Genomic DNA, 21,782 nt, shown 5'->3' with positions numbered 1-21,782 from the left:
TTGCCTTTGCTGCATATAACCGTTCTTGTTCCGTTTCTTATGGCCCTGATGATAGCGCTTCTACGCGGGAGGGTACGCAAGCTCCATAGAGGATGGCTTGTACTGGCTGCACCGCTGATGTTATTTATCTACTTTTTTACCCGGATTCCGGTCATCAAGGGAGGGGATCTCGGATATGAGACACTGCCATGGATTCCTTCCCTTGGGATAGATCTGGTCTTCCATCTGGATGGATTAAGTCTTCTGTTCGCCTTGTTAATCACGGGAATGGGCACCCTGGTCTTTATCTATTCCATATTCTATCTGGACAAACGCAAGGAAGAGCTGACTCCATTCTATGTATATCTGCTGCTCTTCATGGGAGCTATGCTGGGAGTCGTCCTATCCGATAACCTGATGGTGTTATACGGATTCTGGGAGCTTACGAGCGTCTCATCCTTCCTTCTGATTGCCTACTGGCACCGGAGACAGAAATCACGCTACGGCGCGCAAAAGTCGATGCTGATCACTGTCTTCGGCGGTCTGGCGATGTTCGCAGGCTTCCTGATGTTGTATGTGATGACAGGTACCTTCAGCATCCGCGAGATCTGGAGCCAGGTGGGCGACATCAGCGGACAGACGCTGTTCATTCCCGCAATGCTGCTTATTCTGCTGGGTGCCTTCACCAAATCGGCCCAGTTTCCATTCCACATCTGGCTGCCTGATGCGATGGAAGCGCCGACCCCGGTCAGTGCGTATCTGCATTCAGCGACCATGGTCAAAGCTGGTTTATATCTGGTAGCACGGTTCAGCCCGGTGTTTGCGGGGCAACATGAGTGGTTTTGGATAGTGTCGGGCGTCGGCCTGATCACCTTGATCTATGGATCGATCCAGGCGATGAAGCAGACGGACCTGAAGGCTCTGTTAGCTTATTCTACAATCAGCCAACTCGGTCTGATTATGGGATTACTCGGCATGGGATCAGCAGCTTCCTTCTATACAGGGGAACAGGCTGTATTCTATACCGCCGCAACAACGGCAGCACTCTTTCATTTAATTAATCATGCCATATTCAAAGGTTCGCTCTTCATGGTAGTCGGAATTGTCGACCATGAGACGAATACCCGTGATCTGCGCAAGCTGGGCGGGCTGGTGTCTCTGATGCCGGTAACCTTCACGTTAGCGCTGATCGGCAGCTTCTCAATGGCGGGTCTTCCGCCGTTTGCCGGATTCCTGAGCAAGGAAATGTTCTTCACGGCTGTGCTGAATATCAGACAGCTGGATATCTTCAGCCCCGGGGCCTTCTTTACAATATTCCCGGTGCTGGCGTGGATTGCAAGCATATTTACCTTTGCATACAGCATGATTATGGTCTTCCATACCTTCTTCGGCAAATATCAGCCGGAGAAGCTGGACAAAAAACCGCATGAAGCGCCCTTCGGCCTTCTGCTTCCGCCAGTAATTCTGGCACTGCTGGCCGTTGTCACCGGCTTCTTCCCGAACATCCTCTCGGGGACACTGATCGTGCCGGGGATGAATGCCATTCATCCGGAGCTTGCAGCCAGCTCACCTTTTTATGTGAATATCTATTTCTGGCACGGGTTCACCGCCGAGGTCTGGATGACACTGGGCGTGATCCTTCTGGGGATTATCGTATACCGTGTATATGGCCGCTTCAGCCTTGTTGATAAGGAATGGCGCAGCGGCCTCACGCTGACACAGGTATATGACGGGAGTATCCGTCTCGTGGAGGGACTGTCCCGTGCAGTGACAGGGCTATACATGACCGGTTCGATGCGTCATTATCTGATGTACATTTTCACTCTGATTATTGCCGTAGTCGGCGGGACGATGCTGTATTCGGAGGGCATTACGTTCGGCCAGGGGAGCTACGCTCCGGTCACCTTCTTTGAGGTTGTTGCCGTACTGGTCCTGCTGACAGGCGCGCTCGCCATTCCGTTCGCGAAGTCTAGAGTCTCGGCGATCCTGCTGACGGGAATGGTCGGTTATATGGTGACCCTGCTCTTCATTCTGTTCCGCGCACCTGATCTGGCCCTTACCCAGATGATTGTGGAGGTGGTCTCCGTCACGCTGTTCCTGCTCTGCTTCCGGCATCTGCCCAAGCTGAAGCGGGAGAAGGTGAAGCTGCGGGTCAAGGTGCCGAGACTGATCATTGCCTTAGGCTTCGGGATCACGATGACGCTGGTGGCGCTGGCGGCGCTCGGCAGCAGTCCGTTCGAGTCTATCTCAACCTACTATGTGGAGAATAGTTACAAGCTTGGCGGCGGCAAGAACATCGTCAATGTCCTGCTGGTGGACTTCCGCGGCTTCGATACCATGTTCGAAATTACGGTGCTGGGGCTGGCGTCGCTGGCCATCTACTCGATGATCAAGCTGCAGCTGGAGCAGGATCATACGCCTGTTCTGACCAGAAACAAACCGGAGTCCAGCACGCGCCGCTATACCCGCAGCAATGATGTATTGCTGCAATCGGTGGCAAAAGTAGCCTTCGTGATCATCATCACGTTCTCCCTGTACCTGTTCTTCGCGGGTCATAATCAGCCGGGCGGCGGCTTTATCGGAGCCTTGATGGCTGCTGCGGCGCTTGTACTGATTGCGATTGCCTTCGGTACGGAGTTTGTAGAGAAGGTGCTGCCAGTCGATTACCGCAAGTTAATCGCAGTCGGGATTATGATCGCTTTTCTCACCGGAATCGGTTCCTTTGTCTTCGACGCTCCGTTCCTGACCCAAGCCTTCGGCTACTTTGAACTGCCGGTCATGGGCAAGACGGAGCTGACCACGGCGATGCTGTTCGATCTGGGAGTTTACCTCTCGGTGATCGGTGTCACGATGAATATTATCTTTACGATCGGGAGGGATAACTAATGGAGATCCTTATTGCCCTGGCGATCGGTGTCTTGTTTACCGTAGGTGTCTATCTGGTCCTGTCCAAAAGTCTGCTCCGCATCCTGCTCGGGACGACGCTGCTGACTCATGGCGTGCATCTGCTGCTGCTGACGATGGCCGGCCTGAAGACGGGCGCTTCACCTCTGCTTGGCGAGAAGGCGGACAGTTATGTCGATCCGCTGCCGCAGGCGCTTATCCTGACTTCCATTGTAATCAGCTTTGGGGTATCCGCGTTCTTCATCGTTCTGGCCTACCGGGCTTACCGCTCGGCCGGGACGGATGATGTGGAAGGAAGCAAGGGGGAGAGACCATGAACAACCTGCTGGTGCTGCCTTTGCTGATTCCGGCCTTTACGGCGGTCATCCTGATTTTTCTCAAGGAACGAATTAAGCTTCAGCGTATCCTCAGCGCCATCAGTGTGCTGGTGAACATCGCAGTAGCGCTTATCATTGTGTACCAGGTCCGTACGGACGGGATTCAGACGCTGTATATGGGAGGATGGCTACCGCCTTACGGCATCGTCTTTGTAGCCGACATGTTCGCAGCGCTGCTCGTCTTGACGGCTGCGGTGGTAGGGGCAGCTTGTCTGTTCTTCTCCTTCGCAAGCATCGGTGAGGAGCGGGAACGTTTCTACTATTATACGTTCTTCCATTTCCTGCTCACCGGCGTGTTCGGCTCGTTCCTGACGGGTGACCTGTTCAACCTGTTTGTCTGCTTTGAGGTGCTGCTGGTTGCTTCCTACGCCATGATTGTCTTGGGTGGAACCCGGGTACAGCTGCGCGAGACACTCAAGTATATCCTTGTCAACGTAATTTCCTCCACCTTGTTCGTAGCGGCGATTGCCTATTTGTACGCTGCGACAGGCACGCTTAATATGGCTCATCTGGCCATCCGTGTGGGAGAGGCCGGGCAGGGCGGGGTGATGAATGTGATTGCCGTGCTTCTGCTGCTGGTGTTCTCGCTCAAAGCGGGCCTGCTGCTGTTCTTCTGGCTGCCGGATTCGTACAGCGCTCCTCCGCAGGCGGTAAGGGCATTGTTCGGCGCACTGCTTACCAAGGTGGGGCTGTATGCGATCACCAGAATGTTCTCACTGATTTTTGTCCATGATATGGGTCTGACCTATTCGCTGATCGGCTGGATGGCAGGGGCCACTATGATTCTTGGAGCCATAGGGGCACTCGCCTATAATGATCTAAGCCGGATATTCAATTATAATATTGTCATCAGTGTCGGCTTCATCGCCTTCGGCATCTCCGTGGCTACCCAGGATTCGCTTAGCGGGGTTGTATTCTATCTGATGCACGATATGGTTGCCAAAGCGTTGCTGTTCTTCCTGGGCGGGCTGATTGTCGCGGCTTCGGGGACGGAGCAACTCAGGCTGATGGGCGGTCTGATCCGCCGGTATCCGTGGACGGGCTGGATGTTCTTCGTCCTGACGCTGGCGCTGGTCGGCGTTCCTCCGCTTAGCGGTTTTGCCGGGAAGGTCATGATGGTCCGCAGCGGCTTCGGCGAGCAGCACACTGTGCTTGCGCTTATCGCCCTGGCTTCCAGCTTCGTGGTCTTGTATTCACTGATCAAAGTGTTCCAGCAGGTATTCTGGGGGGGCGAGAAGAGCGATGAAGAAATCCGCCCTCTGCGCTACAAAGCGATGATGGTACCGGCTGCTGTGCTGTTTGTTCTAGTCATCCTAATGGGTATCGGCGCTGAGCTGGTGAACGGCTATGTAATACAGGCCGGCGCAGTCCTCGCTGATCCGGCAGCGTATATTAATGCTGTCATAAGGAGTCGATGAAGATGGCCTTTCAAATATTATTGAATCTCATGATTGCCTTCCTGTGGATGTTCCTGAATAATGACTGGACGGCCTCCGGCTTCATCATCGGTTATGTGCTGGGGGTGGCCGTGCTGGTGGTCATGCGGCGCTTCTTCGACGGCCGGCTATATCTTGGCAAAGTATGGGCGATTCTGAAGCTGGGAGCCTTGCTGTTGCGCGAACTGTTGGTATCCAGCTATGTAGTGGTGAAGGCGGTGCTCAGACCGAATCTCAATATCCGTCCGGCTATCCTGATGTACCATACCGAACTGGAGTCGGACTGGGAAGTAGCCGTGCTGATCACAATGCTCTGCCTTACGCCGGGTTCTGTCGTGTTGGAGGTGTCCAAAGACAACCGGACCTTATACATTCATGCCATGGACATTCAGGATGTGGAGCAGTTCGATGCGAATATCCGTAATACCTTTGAACGCGCGATTCAGGAGGTGACCCGTTCATGATTCAATCAATTCTTATGCTGGCGCTGTCGATCATGGTCATCTCCATTGCTATCTGTGCCTGGAGACTGGTTAAGGGGCCATCGCTGCCTGACCGGGTTGCCGCACTCGATACTATCGGTATCAATCTGCTGGCGATGGTGGCAGTCCTCTCGGTCCTGTTCAAGACACAAGCCTTTATAGAATATATTCTTCTGATTGGAATCCTCTCTTTTATCGGGACGATGGCCTTGGCCAGATATATCGAAAGGGGAGTGGTGTTTGAACATGGACATGATCAAGACGGTCATTGAGTATGTGTTTGTCCTGCTGATTCTGACCGGAGCCTTGCTTAGCGCAGTCAGCTCTGTAGGGCTGATCCGCTTGCCCGATGTCTACTTAAGATCACATGCCGCTGCCAAAAGTGCTACGCTCGGTGTGCTCTGTGTACTCAGCGGCGCATTCCTGTATTTCGCCTTCTTCCTCGATTTCATCAGTGCGAAGCTGCTGCTCGGAATCGTGTTCGTCTTCATGACTTCGCCGCTCTCTGCTCATCTGACAGGCCGCGCGGCCTACCGTTCTGGTGTTCCGCTCTGGAGCCGCCGCGTCCAGGATGATCTCAAGGAGGCGCTGGAAAAGGAGCAAGCAGCGGAACAGGCAACGGAACGTGTGAAAACTGATGCATCACCATAAAAACAGGGATGTCCACAGCACAGTGCTGCTACGGACATCCCTTTTGTTATTTTTGGCTTGGTTCATGCGCTCTGAGGAGCTGTCCGTCTGCGGTATAGATACAGCAGCAGATAAGAGGCGGCGAATGCTGCGGTTACCAGCCACAACGGAATTCTCGGGTCGAGCTTGTACGCCCAGCCTCCGATAATGCCCGCAGGAGCGGTGAATACCAGGATCAGGACGGACAACATGGAGAAGACCTTGGCCCGCTTATCATCATCAATGGCGTTCTGCACGGCTGCTTCGAGATAAGGAGAACTGATCATCAGGCCTACGGCTGCCAGAATGGTGCTCAGCCCGATCCAGACAAAGCTCGCTGACGGGTAGAGGACCAGCATGACATTCGACAGAGCGGATAAGCCGAAGCCTGCCATCATGGCGCGGTTAGCACTCTCATCCGGGATTCTGGGCATCAGCAGCCACAGGGTCAGCAGCATGATGACTGAGGACACTGCGGGGAACAGAGAGAGGATGCCGCTGTCCAGATGGATATAATCTGCCAGATACAGGTACAGGTAGGTGCTTTTCAGCGTAGCCTGGAAGTTGAACAGAATGTATACGCCGAAGATCAGCAGCAGATTGCGCTCAGCCCCGAGGTCACGGAAGGCGCCGCCGTATTCGATCATACTCTCCCGCAGGCCGAGCTCCCGGGTTTCCTGCCTTTTGCGGATGCCGGCCTCGGTCTCCCTGGTGGTTAGATGACGGCCCACGAACTGGAAGGTCATGAAGAGAAAAGCCAGCACGTACATGATTCTCATGCCCGTGACCATGCCATACTGGTGGACAAGCAGACCGCCCAGCGGTGCGAAAAGGCCTCCGATCACCCCGATAATTTGCAGCAGTGTGAATACATAGGTCCGGTCAGCGGGGCGGGTATCTTCAACAATCAGGCAGTAAAAGGCGATATGCGGCACACGCTGGAAGCCGTTAATCACCGCGGCCGCCACGAAAAACCACAGATTCTGTGAGAAGGCCCATAACAAGGTGGCGAGGCTCCAGCTAAGCAGGTCAAAATACAGAATAGCCCGCTTGCGTCCCAGCCGGTCCGTTAAATATCCGCTCAGCAAAGAGGAGAATACCTGTACGATGAGTCCGATCGTCGTTATCCAGCCGATGTTCAGCTCGGTCAATCCAAGCTCATACATGTACAGGGTGGCATAGGTAGAGAACATGCTGTAGGGAATCAGGAAAAAAGGCTCAAAGGTCAAGCAGCCCCGGCTGTTTCCCTCCAGCCGCGGAAAAAAGGGTTTTGCCATGATGAATCCTCCAGGGAACCGTTTCAGGTCTGTTATTTTCCTTAATGGAATAGATGCTTGCTATATTGGAATTGTTTGAACGGGCGCCCCGCGTTTAGAATGTAGTCATGCCTTGGCGCCAAGGTAAACTTTACTTCCGAAGGAGAATGTGAAATTTGTTACAATTCAATTTCAGGATGATGATTGAATTACATAGTCCATAAATGCCGTGACGCTCTCCGTGTTCTGTTTATTCTTGGGATTTACAATAGCAACCGAGCTAAGAACCGGGTTCGTCAGCGGTACGATACTAAGCCTGGGATGATCCGCGTAGCGGGCAACCTGGTCCATCAATAGGGTTACGCCAAGATTCTCGGCAACGAGTTCCATAATGGTCTCAATCCGGCTATTGGTGAATAGAACCTCAGGGGTGAAGCCGGCCTTGCGGCACTCTTCCATACAGGTAGTATAAATACCCGAAGTGGAGTTCAGCAGAATGAATTTATCGCTCTGCACCCGGTCCAGATCCACGGAGGCCTGATTAGCCAGGGGGTGATCCTTGGAGACTACCAGCACTAAGAAATCCTCCACCAGCGGATGAACCTCGGCGAGCCCCTCCGGGATATAGTTTGTACGCATGAACGCTACATCCACCTCGCCATTGCGGAGCATGGATAATATGCTATCATTTTCTTTTTCAATCAGATGCAATTTGACCTGCGGGTACATCCCTGTAAATCCGGCAATTATTGAGGTCATGCCATATTGGGACATCACGGGAATGGTTGCAATGGATAAATGGCCTGTTTCGAGCAGCTCATGCTTCTTCATGTTTGACATCATCTCATTGTAATTGGCCAGGATTTTCTCGGCATATAATACGAATTCTTCCCCGGCAGGAGTCAGGCTGATCGTCCGTGTCCTTCGGTCGAACAGCAGGGTGTTCAGCTCGCCTTCCAGGGATTTGATCTGTTTGGATATCGCGGACTGGGTGATACACAGCTCATCTGCTGCGCTGGAGAAGCTAAGATATTTACGAATAGTCATAAAATATTGAAGCTGTGCAATAGTCATGGCTGATCATCCTATCTGAATGTATAGTGCGTTCTGGAGTAGAGTGGCATATCGCGACCTTTATATATTAACAAAAATGGTTCCAAGAAGGAGTACAAATGAGGAAAAAGAGTGTGAAGAAAATACTGTCGGTTATCCTGTTGATGTCATTGGTGATCTTATCTGTGGCAGGATGTTCAGGTACAAAAAATGAAGATAGCCCTAAAGATGCCGGGGGCATCACCTATAAGGCAGGAACCTATACAGGCTCTGCGGACGGAAAAAACGGTGCGGTGCAGGTGGAAGTAACCTTCTCGGAGCATGCCATCGACACTGTGAAGGTAGTGAATTTCAAGGAGACCGAAGGGGTCAGTGACGCATCCGTTACCAAGATTCCGAAGGCTATTGTCGATAACCAGTCCTTGAAGATTGATGCCGTCTCCGGGGCAACCGTCACCAGTGATGCGATCCTGGCTGCCGTCGCCGATTGCGTAACCCAAGCCGGTGTAGATCCGCTGGTTCTGAACAATGATGTGAAGAAAGTGGAATCGACCGAGGTAGAGGACTTAACGACAGATGTAGTCGTCATCGGCGGCGGAGCGGCAGGCATGTCCGCTTCCCTGCGTGCAGATGAGCTTGGACTGAAGACCATTCTGCTGGAGAAAATGACTTACATCGGCGGGGCCATCTCGATCAGCGGCGGCAATCAGGTGGTTGGACTCTCCAAGCTTCAGCAAGAAGCCGGAGTTACCGACGACAGTGCCGACAGCATCGTGACGGATTTTCTTGCCAACGGGGGAAATAAGAACATTGCCGATTTATTGAAGCTGTTCGCAGCCAACGTCGGGCAGACTACAGACTGGCTGAATCAATATGTGGGGATTAAATACGATATGGCAGGCGGACTGCATAAGCTGGCAGAGTACAGTCATGACCGGGAGCTTGCTTACGATCAGGGCGGACCCGGATTCGCCAAGCAGGCCCGCCAGAAGGTCGAAGAGTCGGGTGTGGAGCTGCACCTGGAGACCAGAGCAGAGAAGCTGGTTACAGATGATAGCGGTGCTGTTACAGGTGTCGTTGCCAGAGACGGCACCGGGAAGACCTACAATATTACAGCTAAGGCAGTGATTATGGCTACCGGAGGTTATGGTAATAATAAAGACCTGCTCTCCGATCAGTTAAAGACCGCTCTATACTATGGTCCGACTTCCTCGACTGGAGACGGAATAGTAATGGCCAAAGGTGAAGGCATCGATGCCGCAACCCGCCTGATGGAATACGGAAAACGTTACCCCAATGGAGTGGAGGTATCCGAGGGAATTGCGAAATCAACCATTGTCGGCAATATCGCTGCGTTCAAGAAGAGCGGAATTCTGGTGAATAGTGCCGGAGATAGAGTAGTGAATGAGAAATCCAGTAATCGCAGCATTCTGGAAGTGGAACTTACGCAACAGAATCAGATGCTATACTTGCTGATGGATCCGGCAACCTTCGATGTGTTTAAGACCAGTCTGGGCGAAGCAGGAATCTCACAGGGTGATATTGAGACATGGCTGAAGAACAATGGTTTATCTAAGCCGTATTTCTTCCATGCCGGGACGGCTGAAGCGCTCGCAACGGCTGCCGGAATGGAGGCTGGTGCGTTGCAGAATACCATTAACCGCTATAACGGCTTCGTTAAGGCCGGTAAGGATAAGGACTTCGGGCGTTCAGCGGATTACATGAAGGAAGCCATTGGATCAGGCCCTTACTATCTGGTAGAGCAGAAACCGCGTTTCGCTACAACCATGGGGGGACTGGTTGTGAACACAGGCTTTGAAGTCATGAATACCAGCAGCCAGATCATTCCCGGACTCTACGCCGCAGGCGAGGTTGTTGGTGGTGTCATGGGAGATGACTCCCCCTCCGGCGCCAATAATGCCTGGGCACTGACCTCCGGGAAGCTGTCAGCAGAGGCAGTGGTAGATAAACTTAAATAAGCCCGGCTGTCCCTATAGTGGAAAAGACCAAGGTGCCATGAGATAATATGTTATCCGAAAATTAGATAAGGTGGTTAACATGTTTATCATCATTGGGCTAGTATTCATTGCTTTATACGCGTTAATTGTCTTCTATATTGGCTGGAGCGGCTGGGGCTGGATCAAGCCGGTCGTCTCCGGACGGTTCCGGCTGTTCTACATCATTGCGCTGATCTTCCTGGCCAGCTCGCTGATCCTCTCCAGAGTGGTGGCGGGGTCAGCGGTCTTAAGCGTCATTGGCAGTTACTGGCTGGCCGTATTCAGCCTGCTGCTCATACTTCTGCCTCTAGTGCACCTTATGGTCTGGCTCACGAAGCTGGTCAGGCTGCCACGCCGGGCTGTTCAGAAGTGGTCCGGTATTCTAACGCTGGTGGCGCTGGTGAGCCTGCTCGGGTATGGAAGCTATAATGCATACAGCCCGGTTGTGCGTTCCTACGAGGTACAGATTGACAAGCCGGGTCCGGCCAGCGGTAAGCTTCATATCGTGATGGCTTCAGATATGCATTTCGGTTATTTATCCGGCAAACGCCATGCGGAGCGGATGGTACAGGAGATTAACGCCTTGCACCCCGATCTAATACTGCTCCCGGGCGATATCGTGGATGATGATGTCAGGCCGTATAAGGAGAAGGGACTCGGCGCTGTGCTGGCGAAGCTTGAAGCTCCGCTCGGAGTGTATGCTTCCCTGGGGAATCATGACCGGTTCAAGGGCGGGACGGAGGAGATCATCAGCCTGCTGAAGGAGAGCGGGATGCAGGTGCTCTATGATGAAGACGTCGAGGTGGGCGGCTGGCTGACGCTGATTGGACGGAAGGACTACAGCGATAAGGAACGGGCCAAGCTGGCTGATCTGACCAAGGAGATAGATCATTCCAAGCCGGTGTTCATGCTGGAGCATCAGCCGGTGGAGTTCGGGATTGCGCAGGAGCAGGGCGTGGATCTGATGGTCTCCGGCCATACCCACCGCGGGCAGATCGCGCCGGCCAATCTGATCACCTCCAGAGTGTTCGAGAATGACTGGGGCTATCTGCAGAAGGGGCAGCTTCATACCATCGTGTCTTCAGGCTATGGCTTCTGGGGTCCGCCGATCCGCATCGGGTCGCGCTCAGAGATCGTGTCCATTCAAGTGCAGTTTTCTAACGCAGACCAGTAAGTTGACAGGGCTGACCCGTGATGGGTTAGCTCTTTTTTTGGATAAAGATTTACAAATACCTGAAGATCAGCTATATTGTACTGGTACAATAAGTACACTGTTCATGCAAGGAGGAAGCGCGTGGAGATTATCATCAGCAGCAACAGGAACAAGCCCATTTATGAGCAGATCACCTCGCAGATCAAAGGCAAGATTATGAGCGGAGAGCTTCAGGCGGGAGATCCTATTCCTTCGATGCGTGCCTTGGCCAAGGCTATTCAAGTCAGTGTAATTACGGTGCAGAAGGCCTATGAGGATCTGCAGCGGGATGGGTTCATTGAGACTACGGTTGGCCGGGGCAGCTTCGTGTCCGCCGTGAGCCAGAACATGTTTCAGGAAGAGCAGCAGAAGCAAGTGGAGGAGCATCTCATCGCAGCAGCCGAGCTCGCCCGTGCGGGCGGAATCAAACTGGAAAAGATGGTGGACATGCTGACTGTCTTTTATACGGAGGGTAATCATGAATCTTAGTTTGGAAGTCACCGGACTGACCAAGTCCTATGCCGGCTCCGGCTTTATGCTGGACAATGTATCACTAGCCATTCCTAACGGAACCATTATGGGGTTCGTGGGTGAGAATGGAGCAGGGAAGACGACAACAATCAAGTCCATTCTGAACACGGTTCAGATCGACAGCGGTACAATCCGGCTGCTGGGCAAGGAGATGAAGGATGAAGATACCGCCTTACGTGAAGACATCGGGGTTGTGCTGGATTCGGCCAATTTCCCGGCGGTACTGACACCGGTTAAGCTGGCTAAGGTTATGCGCGGTGTCTATAAGCAGTGGGATCAGGAGATCTATGTGAAGCTCACAGGGAAGTTCGGCCTGCCTATGGACCGTAAGATCAGCGGATTCTCACGGGGCATGACGATGAAGCTGGCGATCGCTGCCGCATTGTCGCACCGGCCTAAGCTGCTGATCCTGGATGAGGCGACCTCGGGGCTGGACCCGGTAACCAGAGAGGAGATTCTGGAGGTATTCCTGGAGTTTGTCGAGGATGAGCGTCATGCCATACTGATGTCTTCCCACATCACAAGCGACCTTGAGAAAATAGCCGATCACATCACCTTCATTCATCAAGGGCGGATCATACTGACGGCGATGAAGGACGAGCTGATCTACGGCTACGGCGTTGCCCGTTGCACCAGGGACCAGTTCAGAGGTATCGCTGAAGAAGACAAGTTGTCCTATAGAGTGAGGGAGCATCAGACCGATGTGCTGGTGAAGGATAGAAGAGGGTTTGAGCAACAATACAGCGGGATCATAGTGGACCAGGTAACCATTGATGAAATACTGCTGCTGCTCGTAAAGGGGGAGAAATAATATGCGCGGACTGCTGTTAAATAATTATTACTCACTGCAAAATAACATCAAATCTTCCCTCGGCATTGCGCTGCTTCTGTCGCTGGTTTCCTTTGCCGGGGTGGATCACAGCGTACTGAATGCAGTCATCGCGGCACAGATTTGGATTTTTGTGTTGAGCATCGGGGCCTCCCTGCAGATGGATGAGGCTTCTAAATGGAACCGGTTTGAACTCACCATGCCGATCAGAAGGAGAACGGTCATCCATGCGAAATACATGTCCTTCCTGATGTTAATCCTCATGGGCACCGCTGTAAGTCTGGTTACTCTGGCATTAACCTATGTAAGCAAGGGAGACATAGCACATTTGAACCTGTCCACCGGGTATACCTTCGGTTTATCTTTATCTATCTCCACCCTGGCGATCTATTATCCGGTCATTCTTAAATTCGGTGTGGAAAAAAGCGAGCAGATGGTGATGATATCGGCAGGGCTATCGGTGGGCCTTCGTTTCCTGGTGTGGATGCTGCTGAACCTGTATATGGACGATGTGAACTATAATGGTCCTGAGACCGGGTATGCCACCCTGCTCCTTGCTGTTCTCCTGTTCGCGGTGTCCTATCTGATTTCCGTGCGGATTCATCGGAATAAAGAATTCTGATGATCACCGGAATCCGATTGCGATTGGGAGACTATCAGCCTTGCCGGCTCCGCATGATCTCTTTGTAGACTTCGATGGCGTATGCCCGGGACCGCTTCAGATCCACAATGGCATCTTCGGCGGGCAGGTGAATGTCCTTATCAGACCAGTCCGCGCGTTCCGGCAGCCAGGTACGGATATAGCTGCCGCCCGGATCATGGGTCTGGGATTGGGTGACCGGATTCATCACCCGGAAATAGGGAGAGGCATCGAAGCCGAGCGAAGAGCTCCATAGCCAGCCGCCACGGTTCTGGGCGTTGTCGTAATCGCTTAGCTTCAGCCGGAAATAACGTTCGCCATAGATGAAGGGACAGCCCAGATTCTTTGTCAGGAACATGGCCGTTATCATCCGCAGCCGGTTCGGCATCCAGCCGGTCTCATTCAATTGGCGCATGGCAGCATCGATGACCGGAATGCCGGTCCTGCCCTGAGCCCAGGCCTCGAAGTGCTGTGTCCCCAGCGCAGAGAGATCATAGACATTCTCATAGTTGAAGAAATCCTTGTCCAGCCGTGCCTGATATAGATAAAAATCCCTCCAGGCTAACTGTCTCAGCCATTCTTCCCCGAAATCTTCTTCTTCAGTAAGCCTGCTGTATAGGGTCCGTGCCGAGATCGCTCCTGTATTCAAATGTCTGCTGATCCGGCTGGTCCGTTCCTGCGCGTAATGATTGCGGCCCACCTTGTAATCATGCAGATCCGCGTGCAGGAAATTCTCAAGCAGATGATCCGGGTTCATCTGCTCTGTGGTGGGAGCCAGCGCTGTAAGCTGCCGGGCAATCTCTTCGGGAACCTGGAAGGTGTCTGCGAGCTGCGGGTGAAGATCTACGGTTCGCAGACTGCTTAGCCCGGCAGCGTACGGCGGCTGGAACCGCTGCGAGAGGAAAGCACGCCAGCGGCGGTAAAAGGGAGTGAACACCTTGAACGGCTCACTCCGGCCGCACCAGTCCATGAATTCTTCCAGATCACAGAGCATACTGTCATGCCGCACTTGGAACCTGAGGTTCAGTGCATGGGCGGTATCCTGCAGCAGCCGGTCGCGCTTAAGGGCATAAGGGGTATAGTCTGCATGCAGGCTGACCTCCTGAACAGGGTGGAGCTGTGCCAGCCGCCGGAGGATCACCTCCGGCTCTCCATACAGGAGATGGAGCCGTTTGCCTTCTTTCGTATATTGCTGCTGAAGACGGACAACATGTTGCAGGAAATTCCGGCCGCTATGCTCCAGATAACGTTTATTCCTTAGCAGAAACGGCTCCAGTATTAACACATGCAGTGAGTCTTTCTCTGCTGAAGCTATAGCGTCGAAGGCCGGCAGATCCGAAGTCCGCAGGTCCTTGCGGTGTATGAATAGAATCATAGGTGTAGTTCCTTTCAGATGCAGATGCCATCTCTTAAATTGTAAACGGTAGTTCTGGCAGATACAACCGGGTTAACGCCTGCAGATGGTGATTGTTCATCGGATCGACTCTTCCAAAATAAGGGGTCTGCCACTTCTGAGTAGCCAAAGCTTGTTTATTGGTTACGGTATCCCAGGCAGGATAGACCCGTATCGCCATTTTTCCCGGGACATTATCGGTTGCCAGCACACCATGCATTTTCAGCAGGTCTTTCGGAAATACAAACTGTCCAAGCTCCCCGCTGACGGGATGGAAGGTGCTGATTACCAGCAAATCAGGGGCATCGGCATAGGTGAAGGCCTGGTTTTTACGATCGGCATTTTTTTCCCACATCGCGACAAATTGGCCGGTCTTCGTGGGGGTGATTTTGGCAACCCGAAATCGCACCGAAAGAGCATCCAGTTGAAATATACCGGCTCCATATTCGGAGTTCTGCGGTTCTTCACGTATAGAAGCGACAGTTAAGCGGGCTGGTGCGTATAATTTTTCAGTTATATAAGCTAACGTGGTATGAAATTTATTCATAGGCTGTCCCTTCTTCCATAGAGATGCTGATGCTGTTTCTACTATAGATACTATCAGGGAAATCGCTTGAAGGAAATTATCCGGTAGCCGGTCAAGTTTTTTGTTAGAATTAGGAAGGCAACAGGATTTTACTTGACTAAAGGAGAGGTTTTATTTTGAAAAAAGGATTCACACTAGTGCTCTTGGTGCTATTGCTGCTATCGGGCAGCATTACAGCATTTGCAGCTGGGCAAGGCAGCGTTGGACCGGGAGGAACTACCCCATCCGGTATTCCGTTGACTGGTTTGGAAGCGTTTGTTGACGATTATGTAAAAGAGTACATAGGAAAACAGACCGTAGGCGCGTCCGTTGTGATGGTGAAGGATGGGCAGGTCGTGCTGTCCAAGGGGTACGGCTACGCCGATGTGGAGCAGCAGCTCCCCGTCTCCCCGGATACGGTCATGGAATGGGGCTCCATCAGTAAGCTCGCTGTATGGACATCCGTAATGCAGCTGGCTGAGCAGGGAAAACTGGATCTGAATGAAGATATCCGTAAGCTTTTGCCGGAGCATTTCCTGACCAAGCTGGAGTATGACGAGCCGATCACCATGCTGCATCTGATGAACCACAACGCCGGATTTGAAGAGTATATGTTCGATATGGCCTACCAGTCTCCTGAGGAAGTAAGGTCACTGGAAGAGGGGCTCAAGCTGGCCCAGCCGGCACAGATTTATAGACCGGGGCAAGTGGTTGCTTATTCGAACTACGGCAACTCACTGGCAGCCTATATTGTGGAGAGAATCAGCGGGCAGCCTTATCATGAATATGTTCAGCAGCATATTTTTGAGCCGCTGGGCATGAAGCATTCCATGGCGTATTCCGTGGTGGAGGACCGCCCGGAGCTGCTGAAGCATAAGGCCAAAGGATATTTCTTCGCCGGGCAAGGCTCCTTCAATCAAGGCCCATGGAATTATATGTCCATGTACCCTAACGGCGGCAATAACGGGACTGCGGAGGATCTGGCCAAATTCGCCATGGCGCTCATGCCCGCAGCCGGAGAGCAATCCCCGCTGTTCCAGAAGTCCGGTACGCTGGATACGATGCTGACCCGGAGTCATTCCGCTGCTGAAGGCATGCCGGGCATCGCCCATGGGTTCTGGGAGTATCCCGGGGCACACCGTACGCTGGGACATGGCGGGAACACGATTGCTTTTGCCACCAATCTGATGCTTGTGCCGGAAGACCGGTTTGCAGTCGTGATTATGACGAATCAGGCGGGCGAATCCCATATTGTTCATGGTCTGACCAAAGCAGTAGTGGGACAGAGAGCGCAGACTGAGGCAGCGGTGCTGCCGGACGTGTCAGAGGTGGAAGGCAGATTCGTGGCAGCACGCCGTCCCGGACATGGCTTCATGAAGCTGTTCCCTTATCTGACAATGATGAAGCTTGAGCCTCAGGGAGCAGATCAGCTTCAGGTGTCACTTGCCGGGATGAGCGGGAGCTATCAGCAGGTTCAGCCTTACCTCTATGAGAAGACGGGCGGGGATTCAGGATTGGATGCCTGGCCGATGCTGTACGCCACGATGAAAGAAGGGAAGGTAGAGTCTGTCTCGGTGTACACTTCCGATTATCTGCCGCTGTCTCCGGGCCGGTCCATGCCGGTACTGCTGATCAGTGCAGCACTTGCGGGACTGGCGATCGTCTATTTCGTAATCGCTCCATTTGTGTGGCTGGTACAGATGCTTTTGGGCAAAAGGAGAGCACATCGTAACCGTCCAGCACCCCGTTCCGCCAACCGGAAGCTGACGGCCGGACTGACCTTAACCGGTACCGGTCTGGTAGTGAACAATCTGGTGCTGGCCTTACGGATGCTGAGCAACAATGAACGTCCCTACTCCGAAGTGTATCCGCAGATTATAGTGAATATTACGCTAACCGGTCTGGCTGCACTGCTTATCGCTGCGCTGTTTATAACCAAGATGAAGCATCTGTCGCCGCCGCCTGCTTCAACGGCCCGTTATCCTTGGTCTGTCATCGTGCCCATGGTGATGATGGCAATTCTGCTGGCCCAGCTTGTATTCTGGGAGTTCTACAGTTAAGTAGCCGGGGAAGGGCAGAGAAGCGGCCACTCGGAGGGAGAATAGGGAGGGCAGCGATGATAGCAGGAAATAGATGGATTATATCCATTTGCTCAAGGAGTGTGGAGCCCTGCGACGACAGCTATTGGAAAAAGGGCACTTAATTTGTCTCGAAGCACCTCCAATAGGGAAAATGGATAGTTGCAGATGCTGTTTCCACTTCTGCAATAAGAGCCATATTAGTATTTCGGTTGCTTAATGAAGGGGGATAGTACCTTCTGTGCAAAGGGACGAAGCCAAAAAGCTACAACGGTCGTTCCCGTCCATGAGCTGCGCTTATTCTGTAGATATTGATCATTAATGATATAAGTCCGGGTCGAAGCAGGGCTCCTAAGGCCCAGCCGTTCCCATTCAGCCGGATCATTGGACCCTCCAAGCCTGACCAGCATCGCCTCTTCCGCTCGGTTGATCTTGCCCGGGATCTGATCGAACGCTCCGGTAATCTGTGTATGAAATTCATCGATCGGGCTGCGGCTGGCGATGCTCTCCAGGTGAATGCCTTCGCGGAGATAGGAGACGAAGGCCAGATGGTCAGCCCAGCATTCATCGATATAGAATAGCCGTACCCGCTGCTCCGCAGGGCTCATCGGCTGCTCGCCCAGCAGAATGCTGAGCCGCTCTGCGTAGAGAATCCGCCGCTGGTCCTCGATCATATCCGAATAACGGTTCAGCTCGTTATGGATATCGAAGTTCTGACTCATTACAATTTGCTGAATACTTGCGATTTTACGGCCAAGCGAAGGCTCTTCAATAGCTTTCTGCTGTCTGACCGCATGGGCTGGGGTAGGGGGGCTGAAGCGGCGCATCAGTTCATCTTCCAGACTGACATAGAAGACAGAAGCCCCCGGGTCGCCCTGGCGGCCGGAACGCCCGCGAAGCTGGTTGTCAATCCGTACGCTTTCGTTCACATGGGTGCCAATAACATATAAGCCGCCGAGCCGGGCGACAGCGTCTGCCTGTACCGGATCACCGCCGCCGAGCCGGATATCGACACCGCGTCCCGCCATATTCGTTGAGACCGTTACGGCGCCCAGTTCTCCGGCTCTGGCGATAATATCAGCTTCCTCAGCATCATTCTTCGCATTCAGCACCTGAACGGGAACCCCGGCAGCCGCAAGCTCCGCAGCCAGCATGTCCGATTCCTCAACGCTTGCGGTCCCGATCAGAATGGGACGGCCCTCCCTGTGAATAGAGGAGATGTTCTGCACGAGCGCCTGATATTTGGCTTCCTTGTGCGTGTAGATCCGGTGCGGGTAATCGGTCCGGATGTTCAGCCGGTTCGGCGGAATCTGTACCACCTGCAGAGCATAGATATCCTTGAATTCCATAGCGGAGGCACAGGCTGTAGCCGTCATTCCGCAGATTTCAGGATATAGGCTAATGAAGTGTTGAATAGTGATCGTACCGAGTATTTTCCCGCCTGCGTTCCATTTCAGTCCTTCCTTCGCTGTCAAAGCCGCTTGCAGCCCGTCCGGCAAATAACGGTTCTCTGCCACGCGTCCTGTATACTCTTCGATCAGCTCGATAGCACCGCCACGGACGATATAATCAATATCCTTCGTTAATAAGGTCTCCACATGCAGTGCACAATTCAGTGAGGTCAGCAGCTGACTATTCCGGCTATCATAGAGATTACCGCATCCCAGCAACTCTTCTACTTTGGCAGCCCCCGCATCGTTCAGGTATACGTTCCGCTGGAATTCGTCATAATCGTAATGCTCTCCAGCCAGCAGCTGCCGGGCCAGTTCCGCGTATCGCGTGCCGTCGCTAAGGCTGACCTCAGATTCGCCGCTGATTACAAGCGGTACCCGCGCTTCATCAAGCAGCAAGGAATCAGCTTCGTCCACGATGACGTAGTGGAATGGGCGATGTACCGTAGCGGCTTCCGTAAGTGCAATAGTATCGCGCAAGTAGTCGAACCCTGCTTCTTTTGCCGTAACATAGGTGATATCGCTTCTGTAGGCAGCACGTTTCTCAGTCAGGCTCATACCCGCTTGAACCGAATCCACCGTTAGTCCCAGGAAGCGGTAGACGGGACCCATCCACTGCGCATCCCGCCGGGCCAAATAATCATTGAAGGTCAGCACATGCACGCCTTTGCCGGTCAGCGCATTCAGATAGGCCGGCATTACGGCTGAGAGGGTTTTGCCCTCACCGGTATGCTGTTCGATCAGCATACGCTGGTGTAGTGCGATAGCGGCCATAATCTGGACATGATAGGGCTGTAATCCGAGTGTTCTGTTAGCAGCCTCACAGACTAACGCATAGGCATCCACCAGCAGCTCGTCCAGGGCTACGCCTGACCGGGCGGCTTGTTGAAGACGGAGGGACTCTGCTTGAAGCTCTGCATCAGCCCAGGCTGTCAAATTCCGTGTGCGGATAAGCTCCGCTGTAACCTCATAGTTCTTCAGCAGTTGCCGGTTATCGTGGTCTCTGAAATTCTGCAACCATTTAACAGCTATATTCATAGTAATGTCCTCTCCCCGCTCTCCCGACTACTAACATGAACGTCTTCGGGCTACTTTACCTGTATATTATAATTCATTCATGTTTCAGTTTACCAATGTATGGATTATAAGCTCCTGAGACAAGTATTGGCCGGATAAAAAAGGGGCGGGGAAGCGCCCTTTAGGCACTCAGCCCGCCGTCTACCGGGAGGATGACCCCGGTCACGAAGGAGGCTTGATCACTAAGTAACCAGGCCGCTGCCTGTGCGACTTCTATAGGTTCAGCCGGACGCCGGAGGGGCGTCTTGGCACTGATTTGCTCGATAATCTCAGGATTGATGGAGACCCACTGTTGAATCATATCTGTCATAGTTGTACCGGGGGCGATGGCATTGACCCGAATGCCCGCTGGTCCGTATTCGATGGCAGCTGTTTGCGTGAGGCTGTTAACTCCGCGTTTGGAGGCGCCGTAGGCACCCAAGCCGGGATTGCCCTTTAAGCTGCCGACACTGCTGGTATTGACAATTGCCCCTGATCCGGAGGTCTGCAGCATTGCCGTAATCTGGGCTTTCATGCACAGCCAGACTCCTTTATAGTTTACAGACTGAATCAGGTCGAAATCCTCTTCTTTCTCATCGACCAAAGAGGATATGGTGACTCCGATACCAGCGTTGTTGAAAGCGGCGTTAAGCCGGCCATACCGCCTTACTGTGGCGTTGACCGCTTCCCCAGCGCCGCCCGCTTCTGCCAGATCGGCTGTGAAATATTCCGCCTGTCCTCCGGCTGCCGTAATCTCATCTTTGAGTGAACGCAGCTCAGATTCTGTCCGTGAGACGAGCATCACCGAGGCGCCCTGCATGGCAAAACACTTTGCTGCCGCAGCCCCGATCCCCCGTCCGGCACCCGTAATCATTACCACCTTGTCCTTCAATAATTGTCCCGAATAATTTGTCATGTTGATTCTCCTTTTCCCTAGATATATTGATATCCTTGATCACTTTGAGTATACTTTGGCTATTGTTTTGGGAGGAGAGCCTTCTTAATGGTAGGCTTACGAGTGACAGGATAAGGGGGCTGCTTAGTTGAATGATAGTGAACGCCGTTTAGCCTTAGGGAATTTTCTGCGAAAAGCAAGATCCTCGATCTCTCCGCATGATGTCGGACTGTCTGCCGGGGGCCGCCGCCGGACACAAGGTTTACGCCGCGAAGAAGTTGCTCAACTCGCCAGTATAGGTCTTTCATGGTATACGCGGCTTGAGCAGGGACGTGATATCAGTCCATCAGTGGGTGTGCTGGAGAGTCTGGCTTCGGCCCTTAAGCTAACCCCCAATGAGCGTCGGCATCTTTTTCTACTGTCAGGAGAGTCACTGCCGCCTCAACTGGCTGCTGCTGAAGAGAAGATCAGCCCGTCTGTCCAGATGATGCTGGACGAATTCAATCCGAATCCTGCTTATGTAATCGGGAGGAGGTATGATTTTCTGGCCTGGAATGCAGCGGCGGAAGCTGTTTTTACGATTAGCCGGCCGTCACCTCCGCATGATCATAATCTAATGTGGCGTCAGTTCACCGACCCTGTCTGGAGGGAGGGTTCAGAGGATTGGCATGATGTCTCCCAGAGAATTGTAGCCGAGTTCCAGACATCGCGAGCCCGTTATCTGGAGGATGTTTCATTTAACCAATTAATTGTTGATCTTAAGAATGTAAGCTCAGATTTCGCAAGGATGTGGCAGCAACACGAGGCGCCGAGCAGCCTTGACGGCTACAAGAAGCTGTATCACCCTGAGCTTGGAGTATTGGAGTTTGAACATATTACCCTACAGTTCCCTAATGATCCAGATCAGCGGATTATGCTCTATTTGCCGGATACGGCAACGAAATCCCGTTTGGAGCAGGAGTTAATGGCAAGCAAAAGTAATTAAAAAAACAAGCGGTC

Annotated in this window: 19 protein-coding genes; 13 read left to right on the top strand and 6 right to left on the bottom strand. The window is 52.8% G+C overall.

What is annotated here, in order from left to right:
- From MKX42_RS19310 to mnhG, 6 genes are read left to right on the top strand one after another with little or no spacing between them, the layout of a single operon-like run.
- A complete protein-coding gene (locus tag MKX42_RS19310) occupies positions 1–2,865 on the top strand; it encodes a Na+/H+ antiporter subunit A (RefSeq protein ID WP_340753920.1) in 2,865 nt (954 codons plus the stop codon).
- Entirely contained in the window at positions 2,865–3,200 is a 336-nt protein-coding gene (locus tag MKX42_RS19305; protein WP_036729053.1) for a Na(+)/H(+) antiporter subunit C, read from the top strand. Before MKX42_RS19310 ends, MKX42_RS19305 begins: the two co-directional genes overlap by 1 nt.
- Entirely contained in the window at positions 3,197–4,678 is a 1,482-nt protein-coding gene (locus MKX42_RS19300) for a Na+/H+ antiporter subunit D (RefSeq protein WP_340753919.1), read from the top strand. The genes MKX42_RS19305 and MKX42_RS19300 overlap by 4 nt, the downstream gene beginning before the upstream one ends.
- 2 nt (positions 4,679–4,680) lie before the next feature.
- A complete protein-coding gene (locus MKX42_RS19295; RefSeq protein ID WP_340753918.1) occupies positions 4,681–5,160 on the top strand; it encodes a Na+/H+ antiporter subunit E in 480 nt (159 codons plus the stop codon).
- The gene (locus tag MKX42_RS19290) at positions 5,157–5,450 is read left to right on the top strand and encodes a Na(+)/H(+) antiporter subunit F1 (protein ID WP_036694318.1); all 294 of its coding nucleotides are present in this window, start codon (positions 5,157–5,159) and stop codon (positions 5,448–5,450) included. Before MKX42_RS19295 ends, MKX42_RS19290 begins: the two co-directional genes overlap by 4 nt.
- The gene (gene mnhG, locus MKX42_RS19285; protein WP_340753917.1) at positions 5,425–5,829 is read left to right on the top strand and encodes a monovalent cation/H(+) antiporter subunit G; all 405 of its coding nucleotides are present in this window, start codon (positions 5,425–5,427) and stop codon (positions 5,827–5,829) included. Before MKX42_RS19290 ends, mnhG begins: the two co-directional genes overlap by 26 nt.
- Before the next feature lie 62 nt (positions 5,830–5,891).
- Here the strand turns inward: mnhG and MKX42_RS19280 are convergent, their stop codons facing one another.
- The gene (locus MKX42_RS19280; RefSeq protein WP_340753916.1) at positions 5,892–7,124 is read right to left on the bottom strand and encodes an MFS transporter; all 1,233 of its coding nucleotides are present in this window, start codon (positions 7,122–7,124) and stop codon (positions 5,892–5,894) included.
- Positions 7,125–7,295: 171 nt separating this feature from the next.
- On the bottom strand, positions 7,296–8,177 hold the full coding sequence (locus MKX42_RS19275; RefSeq protein ID WP_340753915.1) for a LysR family transcriptional regulator: 882 nt from the start codon (positions 8,175–8,177) through the stop codon (positions 7,296–7,298).
- A 98-nt stretch (positions 8,178–8,275) separates the two neighbouring features.
- Here MKX42_RS19275 and MKX42_RS19270 point away from each other — a divergent pair, with 98 nt between their 5' ends.
- The 5 genes from MKX42_RS19270 to MKX42_RS19250 all read left to right on the top strand — a co-directional run bounded on the left by MKX42_RS19270 (position 8,276) and on the right by MKX42_RS19250 (position 13,327).
- A complete protein-coding gene (locus MKX42_RS19270; protein WP_340753914.1) occupies positions 8,276–10,135 on the top strand; it encodes an FAD-dependent oxidoreductase in 1,860 nt (619 codons plus the stop codon).
- A gap of 79 nt (positions 10,136–10,214) precedes the next feature.
- Positions 10,215–11,327, top strand: a complete 1,113-nt coding sequence (locus MKX42_RS19265) for a metallophosphoesterase (RefSeq protein WP_340753913.1) — start codon at positions 10,215–10,217, stop codon at positions 11,325–11,327.
- A 120-nt stretch (positions 11,328–11,447) separates the two neighbouring features.
- Positions 11,448–11,834, top strand: a complete 387-nt coding sequence (locus tag MKX42_RS19260) for a GntR family transcriptional regulator (RefSeq protein WP_340753912.1) — start codon at positions 11,448–11,450, stop codon at positions 11,832–11,834.
- Positions 11,824–12,687: an ABC transporter ATP-binding protein gene (locus MKX42_RS19255; RefSeq protein ID WP_340753911.1), complete on the top strand. Its 864-nt coding sequence runs from the start codon at positions 11,824–11,826 to the stop codon at positions 12,685–12,687. Before MKX42_RS19260 ends, MKX42_RS19255 begins: the two co-directional genes overlap by 11 nt.
- A 1-nt stretch (position 12,688) precedes the next feature.
- Positions 12,689–13,327, top strand: a complete 639-nt coding sequence (locus MKX42_RS19250) for an ABC-2 transporter permease (protein ID WP_340753910.1) — start codon at positions 12,689–12,691, stop codon at positions 13,325–13,327.
- Positions 13,328–13,361: 34 nt separating this feature from the next.
- On the opposite strand, the gene MKX42_RS19245 is transcribed toward MKX42_RS19250, so the two are convergent.
- On the bottom strand, positions 13,362–14,720 hold the full coding sequence (locus tag MKX42_RS19245; RefSeq protein WP_340753909.1) for a cryptochrome/photolyase family protein: 1,359 nt from the start codon (positions 14,718–14,720) through the stop codon (positions 13,362–13,364).
- A gap of 34 nt (positions 14,721–14,754) precedes the next feature.
- On the bottom strand, positions 14,755–15,285 hold the full coding sequence (locus tag MKX42_RS19240; protein WP_340753908.1) for a MepB family protein: 531 nt from the start codon (positions 15,283–15,285) through the stop codon (positions 14,755–14,757).
- A gap of 155 nt (positions 15,286–15,440) precedes the next feature.
- Between MKX42_RS19240 and MKX42_RS19235 the strand changes: the two genes are divergently transcribed.
- Positions 15,441–17,363, top strand: coding sequence for a serine hydrolase domain-containing protein (locus tag MKX42_RS19235; protein WP_340753907.1), 1,923 nt, complete (start codon positions 15,441–15,443; stop codon positions 17,361–17,363).
- A gap of 218 nt (positions 17,364–17,581) precedes the next feature.
- On the opposite strand, the gene MKX42_RS19230 is transcribed toward MKX42_RS19235, so the two are convergent.
- Complete coding sequence (locus MKX42_RS19230) at positions 17,582–19,870, bottom strand: preprotein translocase subunit SecA (RefSeq protein ID WP_340753906.1); 2,289 nt, start codon at positions 19,868–19,870, stop codon at positions 17,582–17,584.
- A gap of 160 nt (positions 19,871–20,030) precedes the next feature.
- Positions 20,031–20,804 carry an SDR family NAD(P)-dependent oxidoreductase gene (locus tag MKX42_RS19225; protein WP_036729015.1) on the bottom strand — a complete coding sequence of 258 codons (774 nt, stop codon included), beginning with the start codon at positions 20,802–20,804 and terminating at the stop codon, positions 20,031–20,033.
- Between the two features lie 127 nt (positions 20,805–20,931).
- On the opposite strand from MKX42_RS19225, the gene MKX42_RS19220 reads away from it, so the two are divergent.
- Complete coding sequence (locus MKX42_RS19220; protein WP_340753905.1) at positions 20,932–21,768, top strand: helix-turn-helix transcriptional regulator; 837 nt, start codon at positions 20,932–20,934, stop codon at positions 21,766–21,768.
- The last annotated feature ends 14 nt before the right edge of the window (positions 21,769–21,782 follow it).

It is taken from the genome of Paenibacillus sp. FSL R7-0204, from assembly GCF_038002225.1.
Classification (GTDB): Bacteria; Bacillota; Bacilli; order Paenibacillales; family Paenibacillaceae; genus Paenibacillus_AQ.
This window is presented reverse-complemented; position numbering and strand designations above follow the sequence as displayed.